This window comes from Xanthomonas maliensis (assembly GCF_009192945.1).
Classification (GTDB): Bacteria; Pseudomonadota; Gammaproteobacteria; order Xanthomonadales; family Xanthomonadaceae; genus Xanthomonas; species Xanthomonas maliensis.
This window is the reverse complement of the sequence record NZ_NSET01000020.1, coordinates 1-11815: the sequence shown is the minus strand read 5'-3', so window position 1 is coordinate 11815 and position 11815 is coordinate 1. Positions and strand designations below refer to the sequence as shown.

Annotated in this window: 8 protein-coding genes; 4 read left to right on the top strand and 4 right to left on the bottom strand. The window is 67.5% G+C overall.

Features of this window, described 5'->3' with window-relative positions:
• The first annotated feature begins 73 nt into the window (after nt 1-73).
• From CKY51_RS05490 to CKY51_RS05480, 3 genes are all read left to right on the top strand, one after another.
• Nucleotides 74-3025, top strand: a complete 2952-nt coding sequence (locus tag CKY51_RS05490; protein WP_152248972.1) for a YadA-like family protein — start codon at nt 74-76, stop codon at nt 3023-3025.
• A gap of 47 nt (nt 3026-3072) precedes the next feature.
• Nucleotides 3073-4980 carry a S8 family peptidase gene (locus CKY51_RS05485; RefSeq protein WP_022971745.1) on the top strand — a complete coding sequence of 636 codons (1908 nt, stop codon included), beginning with the start codon at nt 3073-3075 and terminating at the stop codon, nt 4978-4980.
• A gap of 97 nt (nt 4981-5077) precedes the next feature.
• Nucleotides 5078-7171, top strand: coding sequence for a protease pro-enzyme activation domain-containing protein (locus CKY51_RS05480; RefSeq protein ID WP_022971744.1), 2094 nt, complete (start codon nt 5078-5080; stop codon nt 7169-7171).
• 54 nt (nt 7172-7225) lie between these two features.
• Here CKY51_RS05480 and CKY51_RS05475 read toward each other — a convergent pair whose 3' ends face one another.
• Nucleotides 7226-7765 (bottom strand): DUF6630 family protein, encoded by a 540-nt coding sequence (locus tag CKY51_RS05475; protein ID WP_031339290.1) that lies wholly within the window; start codon nt 7763-7765, stop codon nt 7226-7228.
• Nucleotides 7766-7908: 143 nt separating this feature from the next.
• Between CKY51_RS05475 and CKY51_RS05470 the strand changes: the two genes are divergently transcribed.
• Complete coding sequence (locus CKY51_RS05470) at nt 7909-8163, top strand: DUF3297 family protein (RefSeq protein WP_022971743.1); 255 nt, start codon at nt 7909-7911, stop codon at nt 8161-8163.
• 56 nt (nt 8164-8219) lie between these two features.
• Here the strand turns inward: CKY51_RS05470 and CKY51_RS05465 are convergent, their stop codons facing one another.
• From CKY51_RS05465 to CKY51_RS05455, 3 genes are all read right to left on the bottom strand, one after another.
• Nucleotides 8220-8981, bottom strand: a complete 762-nt coding sequence (locus CKY51_RS05465; protein ID WP_022971742.1) for an ABC transporter permease — start codon at nt 8979-8981, stop codon at nt 8220-8222.
• A complete protein-coding gene (locus tag CKY51_RS05460; protein ID WP_031339288.1) occupies nt 8978-9922 on the bottom strand; it encodes an ABC transporter ATP-binding protein in 945 nt (314 codons plus the stop codon). The genes CKY51_RS05465 and CKY51_RS05460 overlap by 4 nt, the downstream gene beginning before the upstream one ends.
• A 134-nt stretch (nt 9923-10056) precedes the next feature.
• On the bottom strand, nt 10057-11694 hold the full coding sequence (locus CKY51_RS05455; protein ID WP_022971739.1) for a Na+/H+ antiporter: 1638 nt from the start codon (nt 11692-11694) through the stop codon (nt 10057-10059).
• Between the last annotated feature and the right edge of the window lie 121 nt (nt 11695-11815).

Sequence of the window (11815 nt, the reverse complement as noted above, 5' to 3'; positions counted from 1 at the left end):
TCCGCATCGACAGGGGGATGTCATGGATTCGGGCTGCCCCAGTTGCTTCTCCCACCACTCCTTGGGGACTTCGATGAGCTTCCTGCCTGACCGTGCACAGGGCCAGCACCGCGCCCGCTTCTCCGCCTCCCATCACGCCAACGCCTGCCAGCGACCGCTCTCGCGCGCCATCCTGACGGCGCTGTTGCTGGCCGGTGGTCTCGCTGGCGCACATGCCGCCACGCCTGCACCGCGCGTGGTCGCCGGCCCGACCAGCGCCGCCGCGACGGCCGACAGCACGGCGCAGGACGACGCCTCCCCGCCGGAGAGCGCCGACGATATCGGCAAGCATCTGCAGATCGTCGGCGGCAGCGACCCGTCCGAGGATGTCGGCGCCTTCGCCGCCGAGCCCTATGCGGTGGCCATCGGCGAGGCCAGCAATGCGCTCGGCGAAGGCGGCATCGCACTGGGCGCCGGCGCCACGGTGACGGCCAAGAACGCCATCGCCACCGGCTACGCGGCCGCGGCGAGCGGCGAATCGGCGGTCGCCATCGGCGGCACCACCCAGGTATTCGACTACAACGATGCCGGCGAGATCATCGGCAGCCACCAGGATTCCACCGAGGCCAGCCAGTTCGGCGCGGTGGCGCTGGGCGGCGGCGCCAAGGCCACCGCGGCCCTGGCCACCGCAGTGGGCAGCGGCAGCGAAGCGCGCAACGTGCAAAGCACGGCGCTGGGCTATCGCGCCCGTGCGTTCGAAGACGGAACGACTGCTGTCGGCGGCTTGGCGGTCGCCTCTGGCTATCTGTCCACTGCCAACGGCTACTTCGCTCGCGCCACTGCCACCAGTAGCGTGGCGGTCGGCAACACGTCCCTGGCCAGCGGGGTCGACAGCGTGGCCATCGGCGGCGTCAGCACGGCCGCAGCGGCGGCCGGCAACAGCAGTGGCATCACTGCGGCCACCGGCGTCGGTTCGATCGCCCTGGGCGCAGGTGCGGAAACGCAATCGAACTACGCGATCGCCATCGGCTACAACTCCAACGTGTTCCCCAATCTGCCGGGCAACACCGATTCGGTGGCGATCGGCCATAGCGCCGGTTCGTTCGGCCCCAACACGGTCTCGTTGGGTGCTTATGCCCTGGCGCAGGACCCGGATGGGATCGCCGTGGGTCACAACAGTTCGGCCTTGACCGCCAATAGCGTGGTCCTGGGCTCGGGCGCCATCAGCTCGTGGTTCAACCCCAACAGCACCGCCCTGGGTGCGGCCACCCGCACCGACGGCGTCGATGCCACCTCGATCGGCTATGGCGCCAAGGTCGGCAACTGGGTGGACGATGCCTGGAACCGCGCTCCGGTCAGCGCGGTGGCGCTGGGCGCCTTCTCGCACGCAACCCGCAGCTACAGCGTGGCAGTGGGCGATGTGGCATCGGGACTGACGCGGCAGATCACCAGCGTGGCGGCGGGCACCGAAGCGACCGATGCAGTCAACAAGGGCCAGCTCGATGCGTTGGCGGCCAATGTGCAGGCCACCAGCGGCATGGTGCAGGCCAACGGCGAGGGCACGGCGCGTGCGACTGGCGAGCGCAGCACGGCGGCAGGTGCAGGGGCTGCGGCCAGCGGCGCCCACAGTGTCGCAGTGGCGGCGGGCAGTCGCGCCAGCGCCACCGGCGCCAGCGCGCTGGGCGTGGACAGCAGCGCCAGCGGCGTGAACAGCACGGCGATGGGCTACAACAGCTTCGTGCGCCAGAGCGGCGTCAACGGCGTTGCCTTGGGCGCCAATGCCGGTGCCAGCGGTGCCGATTCGGTGGCGCTGGGTTCGGGTTCGCGCACCTACGAGGCCAATACGGTCTCGGTGGGCAGCGGCAACGGTCGCGGTGGTCCGGCGACGCGTCGCATCGTCAATCTGGGCGCCGGCGCGATCGCCGACGGCAGCAGCGAGGCGATCAATGGTGGACAGTTGTTCCAGTCGCTGAGCAATGCCGCCAGTTTCCTCGGCGGTGGCGCGGCCATCGGCGCGCAAGGCGTGTTCGTTGCGCCGACGTACGTGATCCAGGGCGCCAGCTACACCAATGTCGGCGCCGCACTGACTGCGCTGGACAGCAAGGTCAGCGAGCTGGATGGGCGCGTGGGCGGCACGACGTCGTTGCGGACGGCTGCGATTGTGCGCAGTGCCGGCGTGCCGGCAGTACTGGCGCCTGCCACCTCCACGGTGGCAACGGCCGAGCGTAGCGATGGCGGGCTGCAAGGCACGCCGACGCCGGCGGTCGCCAGCACCAGCACGGTGGCGACCACCTCCACGGCGATGGGCAATGCGGCAGTGGCCAACGACGTCAGCGGCACGGCGATCGGTGGCGGCGCCTATGCGCATGGCCCCAACGACACCGCGATCGGCAGCAATGCCCGCGTCAATGCCGATGGCAGCACCGCGGTCGGCGCCAACACGCAGATCGCCGCGGTGGCGACCAATGCGGTGGCGATGGGTGAGGGCGCACAGGTCAGCGCGGCGTCGGCCACCGCGATCGGGCAGGGCGCGCGTGCCATCGCGCAAGGTGCGGTGGCATTGGGCCAAGGCTCGGTGGCCGACCGCGCCAATACGGTGTCGGTGGGCAGCGCTGGCAATGAGCGGCAGATCACCAACGTCGCCGCCGGCCGTGCCGACACCGATGCGGCCAACGTCGCTCAGGTCTCCGCGGGCGATGCGCGCACCTTGAGCTCGGCCAACGGCTATACCGACAGCCGCGTGTCGGCACTGAGCGACAGCTTCAGCCAGTTGCACGACGACAGCATGCGCCGCTTCCAAAGCATGGATCGCCGCATCGACCGCCTCGGCGCGATGAGCTCGGCCATGCTCAACATGGCCACCAATGCGGCCGGCACGCAGAGCGAACGTGGACGCTTCGCTGTCGGCGCCGGCTTCCAAAGCGGCGAGCGTGCGCTGTCGATCGGCTACGCCCGCAAGATCGGCGAGCGCGCCTCCTTCAGCCTGGGCGGCGCCTTCAGCGGCAGCGATTCCTCCGCCGGTCTGGGCTTCGGCGTGGATCTGTGAGCCTGCCCCGCACGCACCGCCATCCCCTTCTTCTTGGAATTCCGCCCATGAACACCGCCTCTGCGCCACTCCGCACGCTATTGCTGAGCGCCCTGCTCGCCACCGCCCCCTTCCAATCGCATGCAGCCGACGATCTGCTGGAGCAACGTGGCCTGGTCGACAACCCGGCGCCGGCCGGCTCGCCCGCAGCGGGCCGGCTCATCGTCAAGTACACATCCACCATCGGCTCCAACGCGCTGCGCGAATCCGTGCTGACGGCGGCCGCGCGGCGCGCCAACGTGCTGTCGCTCGGCAGCGATGCCTCGCGTAACGCACCGGTGGCCGCGCGCGTTCTGCGCACCACGGGCACCGGCGCCAGCGTGCTGCGGCTGACCGGTCACCTGACGGCCGCCGAGCAAACCAAACTGCTGACCGAACTACGCGCCGATCCGGCCGTCGAATATGCGCAGTTCGATCGGATGATGCAGCCGGTGCGGGACCTGGTCGGATCGGCGGCACTGCCGGTACAGCCGCGCGCAACCGCGCAGGACACCGATCCGCCGGTGCCCAACGACAAACTCTATGCAAAGTATCAGTGGCATATGCAGGACAGCACCGGCGGAATCCGTGCACCCAAGGCCTGGGAGACCTCCACCGGCAGCGGCGTGGTGGTGGCGGTGATCGACACCGGCATCCTGCCCGACCATCCGGACCTGAAGAACAACGACCACATCCTGCAGGGCTACGACTTCATCACCAACGCCACCGTGTCACGTCGCGCCACCGACGATCGCGTGCCGGGCGCGCTCGACTACGGCGATTGGATGGACGACAACAATCCCTGTCTGCAAAGCGCGAGCGACAGTTCCTGGCACGGCACCCACACGGCAGGCACGATCGGCGAACTGACCAACAACGGCATTGGCGGCGTCGGCGCCGCACACGACGCGCAGATCCTGCCGATCCGCGTGCTCGGCCAATGCGGCGGCATGATCTCGGATATCGCCGATGCGATCGTGTGGGCGTCAGGCGGACACGTCGATGGCGTGCCGGACAATACCCATCCGGCGGAAGTGATCAGCATGAGCCTGGGCGGCATCGGCAGCTGCGACAGCGCGACGCAGCAAGCGATCAATGCCGCCGTCGCCAACGGCAGCACGGTGGTGGTGGCTGCCGGCAACGACGCCATCGATGCGGCGCAATTCAGCCCAGCCAGCTGCAGCAACGTGATCACCGTCGGCGCCACCCGCATCACCGGCGGCATCGCCTTCTATTCCGACTTCGGATCGGTGGTCGACCTGGCAGGGCCGGGCGGCGGGCAGGATCAGGACACCGGCAACGGTGGTTGGGATGGAGTGGTGCTGTCGACCGGCTATAGCGGCAAGACCACGCCGACGTCCGGTCAATACAACTATCTGGGCTACGCCGGCACCTCGATGGCGACACCGCATGTCGCGGCCGTGGCGGCATTGGTGCAAAGCGCAGTGGCAGCAGCGGGCAAGACACCGTTGACGCCCTCGCAACTGCAGGCGGTATTGACACAGACCGCGCGTGCATTCCCGGTACCGCCGCCGGCGACGACTCCGATCGGCAGCGGCATCGTCGATGCGACCGCGGCCATGGACTACGTCCGCAACAATTGCAGCGGCAGCACCTGCAAGCCGGTGACGACCGTCATGAGCAATCGCACGGCGGTCACTGCACAGAGCGCCGGCGCCGATGAGGAGCGCTTGTATAGCTATACCGCCACCGCGGGGACGCCGTTGAACGTGCTCTCCTTCGGCGGCGGCGGCAATGTCGCCCTGTACGTCAAGTTCGGCGCCGAACCCACGACCACCAGCTACGACCAGCGCTCGGTCCGCGCTGGCAATTCCCAAACCGTGCGACTGCCCTCGCCGCAGGCGGGTACCTACTACATCAAGCTGGTCGGCGGCGACGGCGGTTTCAGCAATGTGTCCCTGATGGCCCGGCAGTGATCTAGCGGGCATCGCTCCGGCGCAGCAGGCAGGCGAGCAGACCGCTTCCTGCCTGCTGCTCGGCAACGTTGATCTCATCCCCAACCGAGGATTTCCCATGCAGAAACGCTCTGGATTCCACCGTGTGCCGTTGCACCTGGCCTGCCTTGCCATTCTCTCGGGTGTTGCCGCATCGGCTTTCGCCGCGCCACTGACCACGCCGGTCACGTCTCAGACCGCCGCCCCACTCGCCCACCTGCCTGCACAACTGCGCAGCGCGAGCAAGCTCGGTGCGCTGGCACCCAGCACCACGATCAGCCTGGTGATGACCTTGCCTTTGAAGGACGGTGCAGGCGCCTACGACTATGCAATGCGCGTGTCGCATCCGGGCGATGCGCTCTATGGCCACTACCTGACGCCAGCAGAATTCGCTGCCCGCTTTGGTGCACGCCAGGACGACATCGCCGCGGTCAAGGCATTCGCGCAAGCGCATGGGATCCAGGTCAGCAGTATCGGCGGCGCCGGCTCGCTGATCACCTTGAAGGCGCCAGCGGCCACGTTCGCGCAGCACCTGGGCGTGACCTTCAATCGCTACCAACGCAGCGATGGCCAGACATTCTTCTCGGCCGATCGACAACCGCAGTTGCCCAGCGCGCTGGTTGGCCATGTCGGTGGCATCGTCGGCCTGAACGACGCCGTCCGTTTCGCACCGTTGGCCATCCGCGCACCGACCAATCCGGCCGCACGCGCCGCCGTTGCCAAAGACGGCGCCACCCAAGCGACCGGCCATGGCCCCAACGGTGGCCTGAGCCCGCAGGACCTGCGCACTGCCTATGGCATTCCCGCGCAGCTGGCGCCGGGCAAGCTGGAGACGCTGGCGCTGTTCGAGCAAGGCGGCTTTTTGTCCAGCGACATCGCCGCCTACGTCAAGCAGTTCGGCTTGCCGAACGTGCCGGTGAAGGTGCGCAACGTCAACGGGTACGCCGGTGCGGTCAACAGTGCCGGCGTGGCCGGCGAGGCGGCCCTGGACATCGACATGGCGATCGCCGTGAACCCACAGTTGCGGCAAATCCAGGTCTACGAAGAAGGCGACGATCCGTTCCCGGTGGCGTTGCTGGCCTCGCTGGGTGCCATGGCCGACGACAACACGGCGCAGACGGTCAGTATCTCCTATGGCACCGATGAAGAATTCCTGGGCGATGCCGCGCTGGCCGCAGAAGGCCAGGTGTTGACGCAAATGGTGGCGCAGGGCCAGGGCGTCTATGTCAGTTCGGGCGACCAGGGCGCCTATGGGCGCAGCGGCAGCGGCCTGCACGTCGAGGATCCCGGCAGTCAACCGCTGGTGACCTCAGTCGGCGGTACGACCTTGTTCACCGGGCGTACCGGCGGCTACGGGGGCGAAGAGACCTGGAACCTGCTCGGTGCAGGCCTCGGTGCCACCGGCGGCGGTATCAGCAGCTACTGGCCGCTACCGGACTATCAGATGATTGCCGGTGCCGATGGCAAGCCAGTGTCGATCGCCGCCGCGAACCAGGGCTCTTCCGCGCGCCGCAACGTGCCCGACGTCGCCGCCGTGGCCAGCCCCGCCACGCCGGTGGCGGTCTATTCGGAGCTGGATGGTGGCTGGGTCAACTTTGGCGGGACCAGCGTCTCGGCACCGATCTGGGCCGGCTTCATGTCGATCGCCGATCAGGCGCACCAGGCCGCCGGGCTGGGCCGGATCGGCTTCGCCAACCCGTTCCTGTACGAAGATCTCAGCGGCACGGTGTCCTTGGACACCAACGACGTGCTCGATGGCAGCAATGGCAACGCCAACCTGTTCGGCGGCGTGGCCGGCTTCAACGCCGGCCAGGGCTACGACAATGTCACCGGCCTGGGATCGATGCTGTCGTCCTCGCTGCTGGTCGACTCCCTGCTGGAGGTTCACGACGGCAGCACACCGCCACCGAGCTTGGCGCGCGGCGTGCATGCCAGTACCACCGCCACGACCAGCATGGTGCAATGGACCGGCACGAACACGGCGACCGGTTACGCGATTGTCGCCCAGGACAACACCACGGGGGCCTTCACCTCGTATGCGGTCACGCGCGGCACACGCTACACGCTCGGCGGACTCAAGCCCAACACGTTCTACACGATGTACGTGGTCGCGTTGAACAAGGGGGGAGCAACGGTGAGCTCGCCGGCGATCGTCAAGACCGCCAAGAGCTGAGCTGCACAGCGTTGCCGCCCGGGTCGCTCCCGGGCGGCAACCGGACGGCTGCGCTCAGAACGGATCGCTGCCCGGGCGCAGATCCACGCCCAGGATCGCGGCCAGCCGCTGCATATCCTCGTCGTTGCGGCTGAGCGCCATCCAGCCGGCGCGATCGTCGCTGCCGGTCTCCCAGCACCATAGGGTGTAGCCGTATTCGCGCAGGCGGTCATAGGCCACCGTCAGCAGCGCGGCGGTGTCGTTGCCGGCCAGGAAGTCGTCATCGTCGATGTCGCCCCCCCAGTCGATCCGCAGGTTCCAGCGCGCGGCCAGTTCGTCGATCGCGCTGATCAGCGTTTCGCTGTCGCGCCCATCCACGTAGAAGCCCGACGTCCAGTCGATCGCATCCTTCAATGCCCACAGCCATTCGTCGCCGTCGGCCTCGACGGCACTCTCGCGGTAGCCATCGAATTGGCGCAGCGCCGTCTCTTCGTCGCCCGGATTGATCAGCAGCAACAGGTTCCAGACCAAACCCTGGTGGGTATCCGGATCGTCGTCGTCGCTGTCGGCGCTCAGGTCGTCCGGTTCGTCGTAATCGGCGCTGTTGTCGGGCATGGGAGGACTCTTGGCAGGGCGGGCGGGCAGTGTGCCGCGTGCGCGCAGACTAGCAAAGCGCCTGCCAGGGGCTGGTCAAGCGCGCGCAGGGCCGTATCCTGTGCGCCCGAAGACGGCCATCCCGGCCGCCAGGCCCTTCTCCCATGAGCGATACCCCTCCCGACCATCTGGCCATCGATGCACGCAGCCCGTTCCACGATGCCGAAGCGCTGAACCGCGGCGTCGGTGTGCGCTTCAACGGGATCGAGCGCGACAACGTCGAGGAGTACTCGGTCAGCGAAGGCTGGATCAAGGTGCAGGTCGGCAAGTCACGCGATCGCCGCGGCAATCCGATGACGATGAAGATCAAGGGCCAGGTGGTGGCCTACTACCTGGACAACAAGCCCGCTGCAGAATGAGTCGAGCCTCGGCGCGGCGGCGGCATGCCTTCGCACAGGCCGCCGGCCGGCCCGGCTCAGGCCTTGAGCCGATAGCCGCTGCGGAAGATCGCCGCCACCACCGCCAGGCACAGCAGCAGGAATAGCAAGGTCATGCCGGTGCTGGTGGCGATATGCACATCGGCCTTGCCGTAGAAGCTCCAGCGAAAGCCGCTGATCAGGTAGACCACCGGATTGAACAAGGTGATCTTCTGCCACAGCGGCGGCAGCATGGTGATCGAATAGAAGCTGCCGCCCAGGAAGGTCAGCGGCGTCACCACCATCAGCGGGATCACCTGCAGTTTCTCGAAGCCGTCGGCCCAGATGCCGATGATGAAGCCGAACAGGCTGAAGGTCAGTGCGGTCAGCAGCAGGAACCCGACCATCCAGACCGGGTGGGCGATCTCATACGGCACGAAGATGCGTGCGGTGAGCAGGATCAGCGCCCCCAGCATCACCGACTTGGTGGCAGCGGCGCCGACATAGCCGATCACGATCTCCCACCAGGCCACCGGTGCGGACAGCACCTCGTAGATGGTGCCGGCCCAGCGCGGCATGTAGATGCCGAACGAGGCATTGGAGATGCTCTCGTTGAGCAGCGACAGCATCACCAGCCCCGGGATGATGAAGGCGCCGTAGCTGATGCCATCGATCTGGCCCATGCGCGAGCCGATCGCCGCACCGAACACCACGAAGTAAAGCGAGGTCGACAGCACCGGCGAGGCGATCGACTGGGTGAGCGTGCGGAAGGCGCGCGCCATTTCGAAGCGGTAGATCGCCGCAATCGCGTGCAGGTTCATGCGCGTGCCTCCTCGGCGCGGGCGCCGTGCACCAGATTGACGAAGATCTCCTCCAGCGAGCTTTCGCTCGAATGCAGATCCTTGAAGTCGATGCCCTGCTCGTTGAGCCGGCGCAGCAACGCGCCGATGCCGGTCTGCTCGGCCTGGGTATCGAAGGTGTAGACCAGGCTGGCGCCGTCGGCCGACAGCTCCAGCGGCAGATCGGCCAGGGCCGGCGGCAATTCCGGCAGCGGCGCCTGCAGGCTCAACGTCAGCTGCTTCTTGCCAAGCTTGCGCATCAGCGTGTGCTTGTCCTCCACCAGCACCAGCTCGCCGCGGTTGATCACGCCCACGCGGTCGGCCATGTCCTCGGCCTCCTCGATGTAGTGCGTGGTCAGGATGATGGTGGTGCCCTGCTCGCGCAGCCGTCGCACCATCTGCCACATGTCGTGGCGCAGCTCCACGTCCACACCGGCGGTAGGTTCGTCCAGGAACAGGATGCGCGGTTCGTGCGCCAGCGCCTTGGCGATCAGCACGCGACGTTTCATGCCGCCGGACAGGGTGGAAATCTTGCTGTGCCGCTTGTCCCAGAGCGATAGCTGGCGCAGCACCGTTTCCAGGTACTGCGGATTGGCCGGCTTGCCGAACAGGCCACGGCTGAAGCGCACCGTGGCCCAGACCGTCTCGAACGCATCGGTGGCCAGCTCCTGCGGGACCAGCCCGATACTGGCGCGGGCGGCGCGGTAGTCGCGCGCGATGTCGTGGCCATCGGCCAGGATCGTGCCGCTGCTTGGATTGACCAGCCCGCAGACGATGCTGATCAAGGTGGTCTTGCCGGCGCCATTTGGGCCGAGCAGCGCGAAGATTTCGCCGCGGCGGATGTCCAGGTCGACGCGCTTGAGCGCCTGGAAGCCGCCGGCGTAGGTCTTGCTCACGCCCTGGATGGAAACGATCGCAGTCATCGCGCCTGCCATGTACGAATGGACCGACAGAGTAGGCGCACAGCCGTCGCTGCGGGAGGGCGCCGACTGGGACACTGTCTTCCGCACCGTCGCGCCTGTGTGACGCCCGCAGACGCCCCCCGCGCAACTGGCCTTCAGGCGCGCTTGCGCGACTCGATCAAATCCAGGTTGCGCACCAAGCGGCGCGACAGCTCGTCGGAGATCAGCCGCTGCCGGGCAAGCTTGAACAGCTCGTTGCGCTCGGCCACCAGCGCCGTGTGGCGGAACTGGCGTAGCGCCTGCTCATAGGCCACCGCCTCTTCCGGCGAGGTCTCGGCCATGTCGACCGCGCCGAGCTTGCGCTGGTAGCGCTGGCTGACCTGGTTGGCCGCCGCGTTGTAGCGCTCGGCATGCGCACTGTCTTCCACCAGGCGTTGACGCAGTTTCTCCACCGCCTCCAGGGCCGCCTGCGAGGAGGCCTTCACCGCCAGATCCTCCTTCTGTTGCTCGTCTTCCTCTTCGGGCAGCTCCAGTCCGCGCAACAGCCGCGGCAGCGCCACGCTGGCCACCACCAGCGACACCAAGATCACCGAGGCCGCCAGGAAGATCGCCAGCTGCCGCGCCGGGAACGGCGAGCCATCCTCCATCAGCAACGGCAGCGTCAGCACGCCGGCCAGGGTGATTGCCCCACGCACGCCCGCCAGCGATACCGCCACCACGATCCGCCACGGCGGGCTCACATGCGCCTCGCCACGCCGCTGCGCCTTGAAGATGTTCCAGCGCAGCGACAGAAAGACCCATACGAAACGCAAGGCCATCAGGCTGGTGCTGATGGTCGCCACGTACACCGCCAGCCACCACGGGTTGAGGTGCCCAGCCTCCTGCACGCTGCGCACGGCGCCATCCAGGATGCCCGGCAACTGCTCGCCCAGCAGCACGAAGATGATGCCGTTGAAAGTGAACTGCACCGTATCCCACACGGCCGAGCGCTGCAGCCGCATATTGCCGGGCGCGTTGCCGGCCATCTCGACGTAGCTCATCGTAATGCCGGCCGCCACCGCGGCAAGGATGCCGGAGGCGTGGAAGGCTTCGGCCAACAGATACGCCGCAAACGGGGTCAGCAGGTTGACCAGGATCGCCGAACCGGGTTCTTCGCCGAAATGGCGCCAGATCCAGGCCTGGATACGGCTCAGCCCGAACGTGGTGGCCACGCCCAGGCCCAGCCCGGCCAGCGCGACCCACAGGAAGGTCAGCGACGCGGCCGCCACCGAGAAGGTGCCGGTGAGCACCGCCGCCACTGCGAACTGGAAGCACACCAGGCCCGATGCATCGTTGAGCAGCGATTCGCCTTCCAGGATGTGCATCAGCCGCTTGGGGATGGATACCTTGGAGGCGATCGAGGAGACCGCCACCGGATCGGTGGGCGAGATGATCGCTGCCAGCGCGAAGGCCACCGGCAGCGGCATCGCCGGGATCAACCAGTGGATCAGGAAGCCGGCGCCGATCACGGTGAAGATCACCAGCCCCAGCGCCAACTCCAGGATCGCACCCTTGTCGCGGAACAGGCCCTGCTTGGGAATGCGCCAGCCATCCAGGAACAGCAGCGGCGGCAGGAACAGCAGGAAGAACAGCTCCGGTTCCAGTTCGTGCCCGGCGTCGAAGACCCCGGCCACCACCGCGCCCAAGCCGATCTGCACCAGCGGCAGTGGCAAGGAGAACGGCAGGATACGGATCAGGTAGCCGCTGGCCGCGACCGCCAGCAACATGGCGAGGACGACGTCGATCGAATGCATGCAAAACCCGACTGAGGAGACCGCCGTGGCTGCGGAGTGGCAGACACGGCCGCGTGGGGACACGGGCAAGGGAACATACCTGTTTGCAACCAGTGATGAAACCACCGCCGCTGCGCTGGCC